Annotated in this window: 21 protein-coding genes and 1 pseudogene; 9 read left to right on the top strand and 13 right to left on the bottom strand. The window is 64.0% G+C overall.

The window, feature by feature from the left end:
* A partial coding sequence (locus ACUCV3_RS26845; RefSeq protein ID WP_048939628.1) for a hypothetical protein occupies nt 1–210 on the top strand: 210 nt, incomplete at its 5' end.
* A gap of 281 nt (nt 211–491) precedes the next feature.
* A complete protein-coding gene (gene thpR / locus ACUCV3_RS26840; protein WP_279731326.1) occupies nt 492–1,049 on the top strand; it encodes an RNA 2',3'-cyclic phosphodiesterase in 558 nt (185 codons plus the stop codon).
* Nucleotides 1,050–1,073: 24 nt separating this feature from the next.
* On the opposite strand, the gene ACUCV3_RS26835 is transcribed toward thpR, so the two are convergent.
* The 4 genes from ACUCV3_RS26835 to ACUCV3_RS26820 form a co-directional block, all read right to left on the bottom strand.
* Complete coding sequence (locus ACUCV3_RS26835; protein ID WP_048939630.1) at nt 1,074–1,610, bottom strand: superoxide dismutase family protein; 537 nt, start codon at nt 1,608–1,610, stop codon at nt 1,074–1,076.
* A 499-nt stretch (nt 1,611–2,109) separates the two neighbouring features.
* Complete coding sequence (locus ACUCV3_RS26830) at nt 2,110–3,186, bottom strand: OmpA family protein (protein WP_159366679.1); 1,077 nt, start codon at nt 3,184–3,186, stop codon at nt 2,110–2,112.
* A gap of 182 nt (nt 3,187–3,368) precedes the next feature.
* Nucleotides 3,369–3,695, bottom strand: coding sequence for a DUF2793 domain-containing protein (locus ACUCV3_RS26825; RefSeq protein ID WP_240700635.1), 327 nt, complete (start codon nt 3,693–3,695; stop codon nt 3,369–3,371).
* Nucleotides 3,696–3,799: 104 nt separating this feature from the next.
* Entirely contained in the window at nt 3,800–4,207 is a 408-nt protein-coding gene (locus ACUCV3_RS26820) for a phage tail tube protein (RefSeq protein ID WP_004207802.1), read from the bottom strand.
* A 56-nt stretch (nt 4,208–4,263) separates the two neighbouring features.
* Between ACUCV3_RS26820 and ACUCV3_RS26815 the strand changes: the two genes are divergently transcribed.
* Nucleotides 4,264–4,590, top strand: coding sequence for a hypothetical protein (locus ACUCV3_RS26815; protein ID WP_278988085.1), 327 nt, complete (start codon nt 4,264–4,266; stop codon nt 4,588–4,590).
* Here ACUCV3_RS26815 and ACUCV3_RS26810 read toward each other — a convergent pair whose 3' ends face one another.
* Nucleotides 4,591–4,716: a hypothetical protein gene (locus tag ACUCV3_RS26810; protein ID WP_279731329.1), complete on the bottom strand. Its 126-nt coding sequence runs from the start codon at nt 4,714–4,716 to the stop codon at nt 4,591–4,593.
* 113 nt (nt 4,717–4,829) lie between these two features.
* On the opposite strand from ACUCV3_RS26810, the gene ACUCV3_RS26805 reads away from it, so the two are divergent.
* The gene (locus tag ACUCV3_RS26805; protein ID WP_007715198.1) at nt 4,830–4,997 is read left to right on the top strand and encodes a hypothetical protein; all 168 of its coding nucleotides are present in this window, start codon (nt 4,830–4,832) and stop codon (nt 4,995–4,997) included.
* Nucleotides 4,994–5,131 (top strand): hypothetical protein, encoded by a 138-nt coding sequence (locus tag ACUCV3_RS26800; protein ID WP_279731332.1) that lies wholly within the window; start codon nt 4,994–4,996, stop codon nt 5,129–5,131. Before ACUCV3_RS26805 ends, ACUCV3_RS26800 begins: the two co-directional genes overlap by 4 nt.
* Before the next feature lie 109 nt (nt 5,132–5,240).
* On the opposite strand, the gene ACUCV3_RS26795 is transcribed toward ACUCV3_RS26800, so the two are convergent.
* A complete protein-coding gene (locus ACUCV3_RS26795) occupies nt 5,241–6,383 on the bottom strand; it encodes a phage portal protein (protein ID WP_482241439.1) in 1,143 nt (380 codons plus the stop codon).
* A 184-nt stretch (nt 6,384–6,567) separates the two neighbouring features.
* On the opposite strand from ACUCV3_RS26795, the gene ACUCV3_RS26790 reads away from it, so the two are divergent.
* Together ACUCV3_RS26790 and ACUCV3_RS26785 are read left to right on the top strand one after the other, a co-directional pair.
* Complete coding sequence (locus tag ACUCV3_RS26790) at nt 6,568–7,182, top strand: energy transducer TonB (protein ID WP_279731334.1); 615 nt, start codon at nt 6,568–6,570, stop codon at nt 7,180–7,182.
* 218 nt (nt 7,183–7,400) lie between these two features.
* Nucleotides 7,401–8,123 (top strand): tetratricopeptide repeat protein, encoded by a 723-nt coding sequence (locus ACUCV3_RS26785; RefSeq protein WP_279731335.1) that lies wholly within the window; start codon nt 7,401–7,403, stop codon nt 8,121–8,123.
* Between the two features lie 74 nt (nt 8,124–8,197).
* On the opposite strand, the gene ACUCV3_RS26780 is transcribed toward ACUCV3_RS26785, so the two are convergent.
* The 5 genes and pseudogenes from ACUCV3_RS26780 to ACUCV3_RS26760 form a co-directional block, all read right to left on the bottom strand.
* Nucleotides 8,198–8,758 carry a hypothetical protein gene (locus ACUCV3_RS26780; protein WP_482241438.1) on the bottom strand — a complete coding sequence of 187 codons (561 nt, stop codon included), beginning with the start codon at nt 8,756–8,758 and terminating at the stop codon, nt 8,198–8,200.
* Between the two features lie 121 nt (nt 8,759–8,879).
* The gene (locus ACUCV3_RS26775) at nt 8,880–9,218 is read right to left on the bottom strand and encodes a hypothetical protein (protein WP_048939575.1); all 339 of its coding nucleotides are present in this window, start codon (nt 9,216–9,218) and stop codon (nt 8,880–8,882) included.
* 134 nt (nt 9,219–9,352) lie between these two features.
* Nucleotides 9,353–9,970: an NAD(P)H-dependent oxidoreductase gene (locus ACUCV3_RS26770; RefSeq protein WP_482241440.1), complete on the bottom strand. Its 618-nt coding sequence runs from the start codon at nt 9,968–9,970 to the stop codon at nt 9,353–9,355.
* 766 nt (nt 9,971–10,736) lie between these two features.
* Nucleotides 10,737–11,289 (bottom strand): annotated as a pseudogene (locus tag ACUCV3_RS26765) (transposase).
* 211 nt (nt 11,290–11,500) lie between these two features.
* Nucleotides 11,501–12,202 (bottom strand): glutamine amidotransferase, encoded by a 702-nt coding sequence (locus ACUCV3_RS26760; RefSeq protein ID WP_048939573.1) that lies wholly within the window; start codon nt 12,200–12,202, stop codon nt 11,501–11,503.
* 115 nt (nt 12,203–12,317) lie between these two features.
* Between ACUCV3_RS26760 and ACUCV3_RS26755 the strand changes: the two genes are divergently transcribed.
* Both ACUCV3_RS26755 and ACUCV3_RS26750 read left to right on the top strand, forming a co-directional pair.
* A complete protein-coding gene (locus ACUCV3_RS26755; RefSeq protein WP_279731338.1) occupies nt 12,318–14,645 on the top strand; it encodes a GH92 family glycosyl hydrolase in 2,328 nt (775 codons plus the stop codon).
* Entirely contained in the window at nt 14,642–14,872 is a 231-nt protein-coding gene (locus ACUCV3_RS26750; RefSeq protein ID WP_279731339.1) for an arsenate reductase/protein-tyrosine-phosphatase family protein, read from the top strand. The genes ACUCV3_RS26755 and ACUCV3_RS26750 overlap by 4 nt, the downstream gene beginning before the upstream one ends.
* Before the next feature lie 504 nt (nt 14,873–15,376).
* Here ACUCV3_RS26750 and ACUCV3_RS26745 read toward each other — a convergent pair.
* Nucleotides 15,377–15,508 carry a hypothetical protein gene (locus tag ACUCV3_RS26745; RefSeq protein WP_272939640.1) on the bottom strand — a complete coding sequence of 44 codons (132 nt, stop codon included), beginning with the start codon at nt 15,506–15,508 and terminating at the stop codon, nt 15,377–15,379.
* 867 nt (nt 15,509–16,375) lie between these two features.
* Nucleotides 16,376–16,557: hypothetical protein (locus ACUCV3_RS26740; RefSeq protein ID WP_482241437.1), on the bottom strand; the 182-nt coding region annotated here is incomplete at its 5' end.

Genomic DNA, 16,557 nt, shown 5'->3' with positions numbered 1-16,557 from the left:
GTCGAACCATGGCCGGAATGCTTTGAGTTGGAGCCGGGCGACAGGCTAACGCTTATATGGGATGCCTCCGAAAATGGGGACGCCATCACCATTGATTTCATCAACGATCACGAACTCGTCGCCTGGCCGAACGGTGAAACCCATCAAATGCAATATCTCATCAACGGAGAGGAAGCCGAAGATCGAAGCTGGACCTTCAAACATCGATGATTTGCCGTGTCAGAGGCAATTAGGGGTGGGAACAAGACATTCCTCCCCGGCACGGAGAGGGGACCACTCGCGCAGCGAGTGGTGGAGGGGCACAGGCCGGCTAGCGCAGCACTAATAGGCACTTGCCCCTCCGTCAGCGCTTCGCGCTGCCACCTCCCCGTTCCGGGGAGGAAAGTCATCTTGTGGTCGTCAGCCGTCAAAGCGCGACGCCGACATTGCGCCCATTCTCCCGCGCCACCCCGCCCCTATCCGCAAGCCCCCTTTCTCCCTATCTACTCCTCATGCACCGCCTGTTCGTCGCCATCCGTCCGCCTGCCACGATCCGCAGCCAGCTTCTGGCCCAGATGGCCGGCGTTCCCGGCGCGCGTTGGCAGGATGATGGCCAGTTGCACCTGACCCTGCGCTTCATCGGGCAAGTGGATCGCCATCAGGCGGATGATATTGCCGATGCGCTCGCCGGCGTCCGCTTCCAGCCGTTCGCCATCGCGCTCGCCGGCGCCGGCTATTTCGATCGGCGCGGCGTGGTCGACACATTATGGGCCGGGGTGCAGCCGCGCGATCCGCTCGCCCATCTTCATGCCAAGGTGGATCGCGGCTGCATATCGGCCGGCATCGCGCCCGAAGCCCGCGCCTATCTGCCGCACATCACCCTCGCCCGCTTCAGCCGGCACGGCGGCGATATCGCGCCTTTCCTGGCGCTGCACGCCGGCCTTGTATCGCCCGCCTTCACCGTGGACGAATTCAGCCTCTATGAAAGCCGGCTCGGCCATGCCGGCTCGAGCTATCACGCGGTCGAAACCTATCGCGCAGACGGTCATCCCGGCGTCCTCGACGATTGACGCAGACGCCGGGGCAATCAGGCCTCAGCCGACGCTCAGCACGCCACAGGCAACGCGGCCGCCGGCATTACCGGTCGGGTCGCTCTTGTAGTCGTCGGCCTGGGCATGGATCACGATCGCCGCGCCATCCGCATCCAGCAGCGGCGTCGCGCCGTCGCTGATCGTGCCGCCCGGCACCACATATTCGATCTCGCCGCTGCCGTCGGGCTTGGCCTGCATGTTGGGCATGTCGCCCATATGCATGCCCTGCGGATTATCCTTGCCATGCTGATGGCTGGTCGGGTTCCAATGCCCCCCAGCGCTGGTGAAGTCCGGCCCCGTGCAGACGCCGGTAGTGTGGATATGCACCGCGTGGATGCCCGGCGTCAGCCCCTGCGCCTTGACCACGACATGCAGGCCATCGCCTGCCTGGGTCACCACGGCGGTGCCGCGCGCGCTGCCATCGCCAGCGGCCAGCTTGGCCTTGGCGGTCGGCGCGGCGGGCGCGCTCTGGCTGGTCGCGGCACAGGCCGTCACGGCAGCGAGCAAAGGCAGGGCAAGGAACAGAGCGGCGGTCTTCATGGCAAACTCCCGATCACGGAAACAACTGCGCGAACGCGGCAGACGCGTCTTTGTTGCCGATCCGATCCGGTTTGTCATGCCCTTCTGCATATCGTTCGCAATAAAAGCAGGGAGATAGCATGGCATCCGTCCTGACACCCCTCCTTCACCGCCCCAAAGGCGCCATCCGCAGGCAATAGCCTGAAACCACGATGCGTCACGTATCAGGCCGAAGCCCGGTAGCAATCCAGACCACAGCGTTATCGGCCTCGCCCCTGCAATTAGCTGGCCGGCCATGAGCGCAGACATGATCAACCGCCCATATGTCGATCGTCCACGCTGTCCGGCATCAAGGCACATGACACGCCGGCCAGATATCCGTTCAGCCCGGATCGCGGCAGGCCCCAGCACGTGACAGAGCAACGTGCGACAGGCCAGCACGTGCAACGCAGGACAAGAAAAAGGGGCCGATCTTGCGATCGGCCCCTCTTCATATTCCATCCCGAAGGACGGAAAGTTCTTACTGACCCGAACCCGGACCGTAGCTGATTTCCACGCGACGGTTCTGGACTTCGCGAACGCCGTCCGCGGTGTCGACGCGCGGCTTCGATTCACCGAAGGCCTGGGTGGTCATCACGCCGTCAGGGATACCCTTCGAGGCGAGATAAGCCTTGGCAGCGTCAGCGCGACGCTGCGACAGACCAACGTTGTACGAGGCTGCACCCGAACGGTCAGCGTGACCGGCCAGCATGACCTGGGCGTTGCCGCAAGCGCTGTAGGCCGAAACCGCGTTGTCCAGAATGGTGGCGGCATCAGGCGTGATGTCCGACTTGTCCCATTCGAAGAAGACAATGTACGGCCCAGGCGAGCATTCCGGCGCCGGCGGGGGCGGCGGAGGCGGCGGCGGGGGCGGGGGGGGCGGGGGGGGCGGCGGAGGCGGCGGAGCCGCTTCAACCGGAGCGCCGAAGTTGTAGGTCAGGCCGAGCAGCAGGCTGTGGGTACGCAGCTTGCTGTCCACGCTCGAACCGGCGGGGCCACCAATGGTGGTGTAGGCCGGGATGAGCTTGATGTCGTCCTGGTTGAAGTAGCGATACTTCAGCGAGACGTCGAGGTTGTTGGTCACCGGGTAACGCACGCCGGCGATCGCCTGCCAGGCGAAACCGGTGTCGCTGTCGTTCACCAGGTCGTTGGCCAGCTTGCCACGCGACACGCCGACACCGCCGCCGACGAAGCCCTGCAGGCCATCATCGGGACCGAAGTCGAGCAGGCCGTTCAGCATGAACGAGAGAGCCGACGAAGCGCCGCCGAAGCCGCTCTTGTCGAGGTCGACCTTGGCGCGCTTGTAAGCGGCTTCGGCTTCGAGGCGGAAGCCACCGAAGTCGTAACCGATATTCGCGTCGAAATCATAACCCTTGTGGTGGTCAGCCGACACGGTGTTGCTGGCGGCGCCAGCATTACCGGGGGTGAAGGTGATGTCCTGATCTTCAACGATCATCACGCCGGCGTCGACGCCGACATACCAGCTGTTGTCGCGCGCCAAGGCCGGGGTGGCCAGGGCACTGGTCGCAAGCGCAGCCGCGAGGGCAAGCTTCCGCATTTGAATTCCCCTTTCAAAAGTGTCACGAAGGACTGCTGAAACCATGTATCGGCAAGAAGGTTTCATGGCAAGTCCACAATTCGTGAAACCGTTGCAAAAATAACGCAGTAGGGACATCCCCTAGGCTCGCCTCCAAGCTAATACCTACCCCTCTCCATGAAAAGATCGCCGATACTCCAGAATTACATGGAGATCAGTCCATGCCCCTGCAAAACCGCCAATATCGCGGCAATTGCGCCACGACTCTCGCTATCGACGATCGTTCCACCGGCCGGCCCGGCGATCGCGGGCTGGCGTGCGCCAACAATTTGCTGGCCGGCGACATAAAATCCCTCGCTGCGCACCGCATCATCCCGCCATGCCGTACCGTCATGCACCATGGCATGGCCGCGATCCGCCACCGCCAGCCGCAATCCGGCCTTCGGCACGACGAAGCGCCCCCCCCCCTCTGTCCAGCCGGCAACATGCTCCTCCCGCCCGGCCCAGGCACCGCTCGCCCCAGCCGCCACGATCGATCGCAGCGAACTCGCGGCAATCTCGTCCAGTGCCGACAGGGCGATCCGTCATCTCCCCAGACGGCGCCATCGCCCGGCGGCCTTTCGAGCCCCGCCGCTCATTCGCTCACCACCGCGCCGCTGCTTTCCAGGCTCAGCGCATAGTTGCGCTCGCCATTATAGTCGCCGGCATAGTCGAGCCGCGTCACCAGGAAGCGGCCGCGCATCCGCTCGCCGCTCTCGAAACTCAGCTCATAATCTTCGATCGTGCCCGCCAGCGCATGATTGCGCACCCGGATTTCGGCCGCCGATCCGGTGAAGATGCCGGCCGCCGACACGCTGACCGATCGCACCCCCGCGCCCGACAGCAGCTCGCGCCAGCCGCCCGAATCCTTGCTGGTGATGTTGACCGCCTCGCCATTCACCGACAGCTGGGTGGTGCGCATCCCGGCCACCGTCTCATATGTTGCCGGGACGTTGCCATTTCCCACCTTCAACAGAAACGCACTTCCTTTTTCGACGCCCATGGCGCATTCTCCCGTCAGACAAAGCGTTCTAAAACGCGGATTAAAGGAGAGGTCTGATGCTCGTGGTTGCTCCCCTTGTGATGATGCTCGCGGCCGCGCCGTCGGCCGACGCCATCGGCGCCGCCCGCAAGGCTTTTGCCGGCTGCCTCTCGGCCCAGGTCCAGCCCTCGCTCGACAAGAAGGTGCCGCTCGGCGAATTTCAGGGTCAGTTGAAGACGGCCTGCGCCGACAAGGAAGCCGCCTTCCGCGCCGCGATACTCGCGCAGGACAAGGCCGACGGCATGTCGGACAAGGATGCGCAGGCCGATGCCGACGATCAGGTGTCCGAATATGTCGACAAGATCATCGGTGAATATGAGGAATATAATAAGCCCGGCACCTGATCAGGCGCCGATAGCCTCGCGCACCACGCGAATGCGGTAATCCGCCACCGCCAGCCAGCCGCCTTTGCCGCGCGTGCCCGTCCGGGCGATCCGCGACCGCAACAGGCTGGCGGTGACGATCCGCACCGCCCAGCAGCCGGCAGCCCTGCGCCCTCGGCCTGCGCCACCAGCCGCGCCAGCATCTCCTCTTTCATGGCCCCACCTTCCCTTGGGCGCCGCGCGCCCCTATCTGGGCCCGCATGAAGCGCACCCCTCGCAAATTGCTGATCGCCCTCGTCATCCTCGCGCTCGGCCTCATCGCCTGGCATTTCGGCCTGTTCCGCGCCGGCGACTGCCTGTTGCAGGGCGGCAGCTGGAACATGGACAACGGCTTCTGCCGCCTCGACAGCCTCGCCCGCCCCCTGTGAAGCGGGCGCTGCTCGCCGCGCTGCTGGTCCTGATCGCCGCCGCCCTCTGCCTCTGGCAAAGCGACTGGCTCGCCCAGGATCGCTGCCTCGACAGCGGCGGCCGCTGGACCGCGCAGGGCAGTTGCCAGCGCTAGAAGAAAGACAAACAGGGTTCACGCGGAGCCGCGAAGACGCGGAGAAGAGAAAAGTCCGCCGCAGGCGGCATCGCCAAAATCTCCGCGCCTCCGCGTCTCCGCGCGAACCTCAAATGCCCAGCATCGCCTTCTTCTCTTCCGCAGAGAGGAAGTCCGCCCCCGCCACCCGCTCCCACAGCGCCGCGCGCTCGTCCGACAGCGCCGGCACCGCGTCCAGATCCGGCGCCAGGCTCAGCCCCGGCCACCAGCCCTGCAATCCCTGCGCCAGTCCCGCGCCGATCTTGCCCACCAGCGGCAATATCGTCTGCCGCCACAGCGCCTTGTTCGCCTCGCGATAATTGGCATAGCTATTGTCGCCCGGCAGCCCCATCAGCATCGGCGGCACGCCAAAGGCCAGCGCGATCTCCCGCGCCGCCGCCGCCTTCAATCCCACAAAGTCCATCTCGGCCGGCGACAGGCTCATCGCCCGCCAGTCGAGCCCGCCCTCCAGCAGCATCGGCCGCCCGGCATTGGCCGCGCCGCTGAACGCCGCCTCCATCTCGCGCCGCACCCGCTCAAACTGTTCCGGGCTCAGCACCGATCCGTCGCCCGGCGCATAGACCATCGCGCCCGAAGGCCGCGCCGCATTGTCGAGCAGCGCCTTGTTCCACACCGTGGCGGCATTGTGGATCGCCACCGCCCCCGCCGCCGCGCCGACACAGCCCAGGCCATAATGATCGTCGAGCGGATGGAGCGCGCGGATATGGAGCAGGCTGGTCCGCCCCGCGCCATCCTCGGTCGACAGCCGGGTCACGCTCTCGCCCACGCGATAGAGATAGGCCGCCGGCCAGCCGCGCGCATCCGCCTCCACGCTCACCCGCTCGGGCCGCAGCGCGAACAGCTCGGCCGGCATCCCGTCCGCGCCCGCAATCACCTGCACATAGCCATTGCCATGCAGCAGCACATGGCTCGCCAGCGTCTCGATCAGCCCCTGCCCCGCCGACGCCCGCGCCACCAGCCCCCCGACCCGCGCCGCCGCACCATCCACCCCGCCGACCTTCCACGCGCACGCCCCGGCCCCTTCGGACACCAGCCGCATCGCCCGCTGCGCCACCGGATTGCCAATCACCCCGGCGCGCAGTTGCGCCTCATAGCTGGCCGGCCATTCCCCCAGCGCCACCGCCCCCGATCCCCAGGCCCGCGCCAGCACCGGCCGCCCCCGCCCCTCCTGTCCGCCTTCTCCCGCCGCCGCCTTCATCCCGAACCATTTCATCGGAGCATCCCCATAAACAAAAATCCTCGCCCCGCCGGGGAGAGGATAGGGAAGGCCCGCGGCGCCAGCCGCCTGCCAAAAGCTGGAAAGCGGCCCCAGCCGCCTACCGAAACCTGTAGAGGAGCGCGCCCTTGCGGACCGGCCCGCCCTTTACAAAAGCCAGGCAGCGATCAAATCTGCGCCCATGCCTCTCGCACCGATCCTGCTCTTACTCGCCCAGGCCAGCGGGCCGGTCGTCACGCCCCTCGTCCTGCCCACGACCCAGGATTATGCGCTCGTCGCCCTGCCGCCCGCATCGACCGGTGCCGCCACCGTCCGCATCACGCGCCGCACCGGCAGCGACCAGCTGGATTGCACCCCCTCGGCCATCACCGGCGGCACCGCCATCGCTGTGGCAAGCTGCCGGCTCGCCATGATGAAGATGGGCTGGATGGCAGCGGTGAAAGACAGAAATGGTCAGGACGGGACGATCCCGGTCGTGCGCCTGCTCTGGGAGCCGGCACCATCGACTTTCCAGGGCGACATGGGCGGCGCCACGCCGATCGCCCTCGACGGCAAGGCGCCGATCGCAAGCGACCCGGACAAGGCAGCAACCGCGCTGCAAAGCGATTATACCGTCCGGCTCGACGCCACCGGCCATCCCCGATCCTGCCGCATCACCCAATCATCCGGCACGCGCCGATATGACGACACCGCCTGCCTCGTGGCGATGGGCCAGCGCTATCTGCCGGCGCTCGACGACCAGGGCCGACCAAGGGAAACCGAGGTAAAATCCTGGGTTCGGTTCACGGATCGATAAAGGGCCGGCGCCCCCTCCGCTTCGGAGCATCCCCCTATGCAAAAAATCCTCGCCCCTTTGGGGAGAGGATAGAGAAGGTTGGCGGCGCCCAGCCGCCTACCGAAACTTGGAGAGGGGCGCGCCCTTCGGACTCGCCCACCCAAAATATTGCCGCCCTGTTTCCAGCGCCGCCCCACCCTGCTAATCAGTCGCAATATCCAAGCCAGAGACCTGCCCTGATGACCGCCCCCTCGCCCCTCCTGTCCCAGACCGCCGACCAGATGCGCGAACAACTCGCCGCCTCGCCGGAAGCCGCCGCCGCGCTGATCCGCGCGGGTGCCGATGCCGGCCTGCCCGACGCCCAGGCCTATTATGGCCAGCTGCTGCTCGACGGTCAGGGCATCGCCGCCGACCCGGCCGAAGCCTTCCGCCAGTTCGGCCTCGCCGCCGCCTCGGGCCATGTGATGGCGATCAACATGGTCGGCCGCTGCCATGAAAAGGGCTGGGGCACGCCGGTCGATCCGGTCGCGGCCGCCGCCTGCTATCGCCGCGCAGCCGAAGCTGGCCTCGACTGGGGCATGTATAATTGGGGCAGCGCGCTCGGCCTCGGCGCGGGCGTGGCCCAGGATGAACAGGCGGCGCTCGGCTGGTTCCAGAAGGCTGCCGCCCTCGGCCATGCCAAGTCGATCAATTTCCTCGGCGCCTTTCATGAGGAAGGCCGCCTCCTCCCCCGCGACATGGACCGCGCCGCCGAATGCTATCGCATCGCGGCGGAGGGCGGCGATTTTCGCGGCCAGTTCAACCATGGCCGGCTGTGCGCCGACGCCGGCGATATCGCTGCCGCCACCCACTGGATGCAGACCGCCGCGACCAGCGCCACCGCCGCCTTCCGCACCATGATGCGCGACCATCTCGCCGCCTCGCCCCACGCCGCCCTGCGCGCACTGGCCGCCGATCTGTAAACGCTTCGGTCTTAGAAAAAGGTCGTCATTCCGAACCTGATCCGAGAGCCCTTAGGCCCTTGCATCTGGCGGGGCTATTGCGCCCGATCCATCAGCTTGCGGATGCCGAACCAGATATAGAGGGCAAACATCCCGCCACTGCCGAGCATCCAGGCCCAGCCCCGGAAGCTGCGATCGCCGCCAGCGACACAGCCCCAGAAAATCAGCCCGCTGAACCCCAGCGAAAACAGGATGAAACGCCAGTTCAGCATCGCGCGGGCATCCCGTCGCATCTGCGCCATCGGGCGTGGCGGCAGGATATCCGGCCGCCCCCTGACCAAGCGCCGCGGCGCGAAACTGGCATAATATATCCAGGCCATCAGGCCGACCACACAGGCTGTCGTCATGACATTCTGCGTCCAGTCAGGCAGCGTCAGCCATTCCGACAATGTCACCCAGACGATGATGATCGCCATGATGACGCCGGTCGACGTCCACATGCCCCGGCGACCTGCAACCCGCTGCCAGCGCGCAACCAGCGCCGAATATTCCTCCGGGCTGACGAACTTGGCGCCACCCTTGCGGGACGGATAATAGGCATAACCGGCTTCCACCGGCGTGAACTGGCGCTGAAATACCCCAATGCTGTCGAACATGATGATCCCCCTGCCGGCATCCTGTCGATAGAGGGCGTGAATTTCCATCCTTTTGTTCGCAGAACAAAAAAGGCCCGGCACCTCAGGGGGCCGGGCCTCGTTTCTGGCGATGGGCGCTATCTCATCTGTTCCGCCGCAGCACCTCGTCGCAGCGGGAATTGGTGCCCGATCCCTTGCCGATCAGCCGCCCCGCCGCCGCGCCACCGGCGCCGGCCAGCACCGTCTCGCCCACGCCGCCGCCGGCGATGATGCTCGCGCCCGCGCCCACGCCCGCGCCGATCGCGGTGCCCTTGTCGCGGCCCTTCTTGCCCTGGAGCAGGCAATAGCGCACATCGTCGCGGTCGCGCGGATCGGCCCGCGCCACCCGCGCTCGATCCTTGCTGTTCAGGCTCGCCGCCAGCACCGGGGTTGCGACCATCGTAACAGCGGCCACCGCCGCGATCATCCTGACCATCTTCATGTCCGTCACTCCTGATCGGTGCGAAACGAAGCAGGAGAGCGCCTTGTTCCGGCGCCCATCCTCCTTGTTCACAGCGCCATATAGGGGCCGTCACGGACCGCCGCCTATTGCGGTTAATCCCTATCCGGGCGCCATCAGTCGATGCGCGAGATGAAGTCGGCGGCCGGGCGGCGCACCTTCTTCAGATTGACCAGCCAGTCGCCCTCGTCCGCACGATAGCCCAGCGGCATCATCACCACCGATCGCAGCCCGCGCGCCCGCAGATCCAGTATCTCGTCCAGCGCGGCCGGGTCGAAGCCCTCCATCGGCGTCGCGTCCACCTCTTCAAAGGCGGCGGCGGTCAGTGCGATGCCAAGGCCGACATAGGCCTGGCGCGCGGCATGTTCGAAATTGGTCTGCGCGTCGCGCTGCGGATAGGTGTTGAGCAGCATCTGGCGATAGGCTTCCCAACCCTCGTTGCGGAAACCGCGCTCGTCATTGACCAGGTCGAACATGCCGTTGATCCGGTCGGCGGTATAATTGTCCCAGGCGGCAAAGACGACCAGATGCGACGCATCGGTCACCTGCGCCTGGTCCCAGGCGATCGCCCGGATCTTGGCGCGGATATCCTTGTTGGTGACGACGATCACCTCGAACTGCTGCAACCCGCTCGACGTCGGCGCCAGCCGCACCGCCTCCAGGATGCGCTCCACCTTGTCCTCGGCCACCACCTTATCCGGGTTCATCTTCTTGGTGGCATAACGCCAGTTCAGACGGTCGATCAGGATGAGAAATCCTTATATTGCAACGGCGCCAGCCTAAGCCCCGCCCATGACGCTTCGATGTAGCGCCCACCGCCCCAGGAATAAAGATCTCACATTGAAACCAAATATTGTACCACCCATCCTTGGCCTATTCCGCCCTCGGGTAAGACGAGGATGACCTGAAAAGTGACCATTTTTGCTGCTGAATTTGTCGAGCGCGATTTCTGATTGCGGGCATGGTACGGCGCTGCAACATCTTGTGCGATGGCAACCGTAACAATCGTATTAGCGATATTCTTTGTAGCGTTTGGAAGCGCCATTTTCCTAACTCGCCGCTGGAATGCTGCCGTTAGCGTTCTTGACGGCTTGGGAGTTGGTGTGACTTGTTGGGGTTGGCATATTCGTTTGGTTCGCTAACAACCAGCACTACTTTTGCAGAAGTCTGTTGGGGTGTCTGATCAGGCTGCATCCTCAGTAAGGGCAGTGCTCTTGCGGTGAACGGCGGGCATTGGTGCAGCGTACTGCTGGCAAGGTGGGTTGTAGAAGCGGACCGACTCACCCGGCATGTGCAGGGCCCCTGCGGAGCGGTCAGCCGCCCTTGGGTTTCCTTGCGCCAACTGACCTGCCTCCACTTCGCGCGTTCGAGCATCGCGTGCGCAGCTATGAATTTGACGTCCGGCACAAGCCGCCTCCGAGGGCGACCGCGGCCTGCGACCGGGAAGATCAGCGGCACTTCGGCCGGATATACCTTCTGGTGTCTGGGAATGCCGGCAACTCAGCAAGGGGCAAGTGTACTCAGCGCCTGCCGGAACGGAGCCGATAGCTCATAACCGGCGTCGGCCAACACACATCCGAAGCGCACGCCGGCAGCAACGATGCGGTCGATCTCCTCGATCACGATCTCGGGCTCGGTGCGATATTTGTGCAATGCAGCAGGTACGTCCGACTTGTCCATGCGCGCGGCATCTCTCGTCCAGCTTTCCGGCAGGAGCAGCCGCAAACTCAGCATGAATGGAACTTCGCTCGAAGCCAGCGTCTGACAGTTGGCATTCTTGCCGAGCGGCATGGCCTATTGCGGCGCAACGCCAACCGAGGCCTTGCCCTTGTTGGGCAAAGCGGTGTCGTCAATGATTACCCAGGCTCCATCGCCACCGACCAATTCATCCGCCTGGCTCCACAAGGTCGCTTCCAACGGGCACTGCCCTACAGACCAGCCCGATGAAATAATGAAGCCGGTCATAAGGGATCGCGTCCGAGCGAGCTACCATGTGCTGGGAGCTCTTGCGATCACCGGGCCCGATCAGACCGGCGATATAGGCTAGGCACATTCGACGCCGCGTCTTGTTACCCAAGACTTCCTGATAAGGGGTGAGCCAACGCGCAACATCCGCTTGAAAAGCCACGCCCATCGTAGCCTCTGTCAAAGCTGTGGGGCCATGAATCACGCAATCAGCGCAATAGGAATCCCAAAAATCCGATTTCTGCCAAAGTAGTGCTAATCAGGCAGTCAAACGCTTGCAGCAAACGATCGCCAGCGCCTTAAACCCTGATCCCCGCCAGCCACTCGCCAATCATCGCCCGGCCCGCCGCCACCGCGCCCGGCCCATGATCGTCATGATCCTTCCGCAGCGCGACGCCGCATTGTCCGGCCACGTCCAGATCGGCCCAGAAATGGGTCAGCCAATCCTCGAAACGCGGATCCTCGCCCATTTCGGCGTGGAATTGCAGCGCCAGCAGATTGGCCCCGCGCCGGAAAGCCTGATGCGCATAGCGATCGGTCGATCCCAGCAACTCGACTTGATCAGGCAGGTCGAACGTGTCGCTATGCCAGTGCAGCACCGGCACCCCGTCGATATGGCGCAGCGGCGACCCCGCCCCCGCCGCATTCACGCTGACCGGCGCAAAGCCCAGTTCCATATGCCCACCCGGATAGACCCGCGCGCCGAGCGCCGCCGCGATCATCTGGCTGCCCAGGCACACGCCCAGCGTCGGCCGGTCCGCCGCCAGCCGCGCGGAAAGCTTGCCGATCTGCACCGGGATCCAAGGATGCACATCCTGTTCATAAACGCCCATCGGCCCGCCCATCATGATGAGCAGATCCGGTTCGGTCAGGTCGATATCGGCGAAATCGGGGCTGGCCACATCGATCCGCTCGATCTGATAGCCGGCCGCCTCGATCGGCTGGAGATAGCCTGCCGCACCCTCGCGCGGCACATGTCGGACGATCAACGCTCTTTTCATTACCTGCGATAGCTAGCCAGCCAAACCCGTCGACGCCAGCCCAGCCTTTCTTGGGGACAGAAAATTGCCGCTATCGGCTTGGCCCGGCCGCCCGGCCATGATTTAACCCAGCGCCATGATCCTAACCCGCATCGCTCGCCCTGTCCTGCTGGCCACTTTGCTCGCCGGCACCGCCCTTTCCGCCCAGACCAGCGAAGCGCCTTCCGCGCCGGTCGATGCGGTCGATCCCTTCATCGGCACCTCGGGTGAAGGCCATACCTTCCCCGGCGCCGTCGCCCCCTTCGGCATGGTCCAGCTTTCGCCCGACACCCATGTCGGCCCGGCACGCCAGACCTATAACTGGGCCGCCGGATACCGCCACGAAGACCCGGTGATCCTCGGCTTCTCCCACACCCATTTTTCCGGCGCGGGCCATAGCGACCTGGGCGATTTCCTGGTGATGCCGGTCAGCGGTGATACGGTCCCGCTGGAAGCTGGCGACGACAAGACGCCCGGCTTCCGCTCGCACAAGGCCGATGAAATCGCCTCGGCCGGCTATTATGCCGTCACCCTGACCGATCCGGGCGTGCGTGCGGAAATGACCGCCGGCCCCCGTGTCGGCGTCCACCGCTACGCCTTCCCCACCGGCAAGGCCGCGCATCTGCTACTCGACCTGCGCTCGATCATCTATGACTATCCCGGCAAGATCCTCTGGTCCTCGATCCGCATCCGCCCCGACGGCACGATTACCGGATCGCGCGAGGTGCGCGGCTGGGCCACGCCGCGGCGCATCTTCTTCGCCATCCGCTTTTCCGCGCCGCTGACCGGCCACCGCTTCGTCAGCACCGAGAAGGATATTCTCTACAAGGGCTTCAAGGGCCCCGGTCGCGGCCCCGAGACGCTGGATTCTCTCTCCGGCCGCGCGCTGGTGGCGCAGCTCGACTTCGGCACGCTGACGAAGCCGCTGGAGGCGAAGGTCGCGCTGTCGGGCGTGGACGAGGACGGCGCCATCGCCAACCTTGCCAGCGAACCAGGCGATTTCGACGCGATCCGCGCCAAGACCCGCACCGCCTGGAACGATGCGCTGGGCGCGGTGAAGATCGACGCGCCCAAGGCGATGCGCACCAATGTCTATACCGCCCTCTATCACAGCCTTATGGCGCCCAGCGTCTGGAGCGACGCCGATGGCCGCTGGCGCGGGCCGGACGATCAGGTCCATGCCGGAACCGGCTTCACCATGCATTCCACCTTCTCGCTGTGGGATACGTTCCGCGCCGAACATCCGCTGCTGACGCTGATCCAGCCCGAAGCGAAGAATGCCGATTTCGTGAACTCGCTGGTCGCGGGGCAAAAGACCAGCCCGTTCGGTATCCTTCCCGTCTGGCAGTTTGGCGGCAAGGAAACCTGGACGATGATCGGCTATCATGCCGTCCCGGTCATCGCCGACGCCTGCCTGAAAGGGATCAGGGGCATCGACTGCGCCGCCGCGCTGAAAGCCATGGTCGCCAGCGCTGACTATGCCCCCTATGGCGGCCTCGGCGACTATATGAAGCTCGGCTATGTCCCCATCGACCGCGAGCCCGAAGCCGCGTCCAAGACGGTCGAATATGCCTTTGACGACTGGACCATCGCCCGCCTCGCGCGCCAGCTGGGCGACAAGGCCACGGCAGAGCGCTTCGAGAAGCGCGCCCAATATTGGCGCAACAGCTTCGACGCCAAGACCGGCTTCCTGCGCGCGCGCAAGGCCGACGGCTCTTTCCGCACCCCCTTCGATCCGACCGCGATCAACTATGGCAGCGACTATACGGAAGGGAATGCCTGGCAATATAGCTGGTTCATGCCGCATGATCAGGGCGGTCTGTTCCGCCTGCTGGGCGGCGACGCGAAAGCCATCGCCAAGCTCGACGCCATGTTCGACTATGACAATAGCAAGATCGACTATAGCCATGCCGAGGATATATCCGGCCTGATCGGCCAATATATCCATGGCAACGAACCCAGCCACCATGTCGCCTATCTCTACAGCTATGCCGGCCAGCCCTGGCGCACGCAGGAGCGCCTGAAGCAGATCGTCGACAGCCAGTATAAGCCCACGCCCGAGGGCCTCGCCGGCAATGACGATCTGGGCCAGATGTCCGCCTGGCTGGTCTTCACCGCCTTGGGCTTCTATCCGGTGGCGCCGGGCAGCAACGAATATGTGATCGGCCGCCCCTTCGTCGACCGCGCCGACATGGCATTGTCAAACGGCCAGCGCTTCACCGTGATTGCCGATGGCCTGTCCGACGCCAATCGTTATGTCGGCCGGGTGACACTGAACGGCAAGCCGCTCGATCGCGGCTATATCACCGACGCGGAAATCCGCGCTGGCGGCGAACTGCGCTTCACCATGCAGGCCAGCCCCAACAAGACATGGGCGACCGGCGTAAAGGCCCACCCCTTCTCCATGACCGGCTATGGCAAGTGAGGGCGCGAGACCGGCATTATCTCTTCGTCTGCAGCCAGAACAAGCTGCGCAGCCCGACCGCCGAACAGATTTTCGCTGACCATCCCGGCATCGAAACCCTGTCGGCGGGCACCAACCATGATGCGGAAACGCCGCTGGACGATGAGATGCTGCGCTGGGCCGACACCATCTTCGTGATGGAAAAGGCCCATCCCAGCAAGATCCAGCAGCGTTTCCGCGGCGCGTAGGCGGCACAAGGATCGTCTGCCTCGAGATACCGGACGATTACGCCTTCATGGATGCGAACCTGATCGCCCTGCTCCACACCCGCATGGCCAGCTTCCTGCCACGCACACTTTCCGCCTGATCGCCCCAAGCGACGAAGAGGCTGACAGGAAAAGCTCTGAATGAAGGGAGCGAGGGGCCCAGCATAGCCCGCTTTGCCCTTCCGCTATCCCGACAAAGGCTGAGGTCTTGCACCTCCCACACGCGACTGCCTACAGAGGAAAAGGAGAAGACGGATTTGGGTGGGAAATAGAATGCCCGATAATCCTTCCCAAGCTTGCTTGGGGAGGAAGACCGCCAAAGGCGGCGGAGGGGCAAATAGATGAGGTCGCGCCACTGCCCCGCCCGTCAGCGCAACGATGATCCGCACGCGCCACGCACGATGCGGGCCACAATCACAGTACCAAAGTCACAGGGCCATATCCATGCCCAGCATCCGCGCCAGCAGCAGGGCCAGGCTGACGCGCTCAGCACCGCCCCTTCTCCGCCTTCCTGTCCTGTTCATAATGCCATCGGACGACAAAGAACATGCCCGCCCCCAGCACGGCAACCTTGAACAGGATGAAAACAACAGGAAGCCAGTCCATGATCTTGAACACGTCCCCGCCAACAAGAAACCATGTTCATCAGGATTGCCCCGACGGCAATCGAATGCCCCCTCGTATGTCGGGAACAGCGGGATGAACATGGGGCATTATGCCCGCCCCAGGCAGGCTCCGGCCATTCACTGTTGTCGATTTGGTCGATCGCCGCTTAGAAAAGCTGTCCTCGCCGTTCCATCATCCCGGACTTGATCCGGGATCCATTGCGCGCCTCCTCTCCATCCGCCGTCGCGCACAATGGATCCCCTGAGTTCACAAACGAAGTGCAACACCGCAGACAGGTTTTGCCATGTCAGGAGATTGACAGGTTTCGACCATTTTCGTCGTTCGCATGATCTCCCACTAATCCCGATTGCAGACGTTCTGGCAAAGCTGCAAATACGCTCGATGGAGCAGCCCATTCATGAGCCTAGATGCAACACATGCGGTCGCATTCTTGGGATAGATGCCGATCTCCTTTCCACGAACTGCGGAGGCGATTGCTGGGGATGTGTGGGCGAATTAGAGTCGGATGGATGGCCAGCCTCTGCGAAAAAGGTATCTGCCGAGGTGGCTTCTGGGCTTCGCAACCCTGATGGCTCAGCGAAGCCTCCGTCACGATAGGCCAGGCTTGACCATTTGTTGCCAGTGATGCGATTTGTCGCTTCGCTTGAAACTGGACGTTGAATGACGAGCGGGAATACGGCAGGCTTTTCGTCATGGGGTGGATCGCCAAACCGGGTTCTGCGGAAGACCGCCTAAATCAGTGACTAGTTCGGAAGAACTTAGCCCCGGTCTTTTTGGCATTCTCGGTTTTAGAGAGCGGATTGTTTTTCTGGCTGGCTGTTCGCAGGGCTGGCGCTTTCTAATGCTTTTGCCGCTCGCCTACGCCATTGGAGCTTTCATAACCGGCGTCGTGTTATGGAGGTCGAAAGCCCCTTCATCGGCTCTATAGATAGCGACATATTTTTTCGTAGGGCTGCCGGTAATCAAGATGGTTCTGAACAGCGGTATCATTAGCGAAGTGGTTGCATTTTTCTCCCAGCGACAATGCGTCATCACCCGTT

The sequence above is a fragment of the Sphingobium sp. VMM genome (assembly GCF_056790315.1).
The sequence above is the reverse complement of the archived record's forward strand: the minus strand, read 5'-3'. Positions and strand labels throughout refer to the sequence as shown.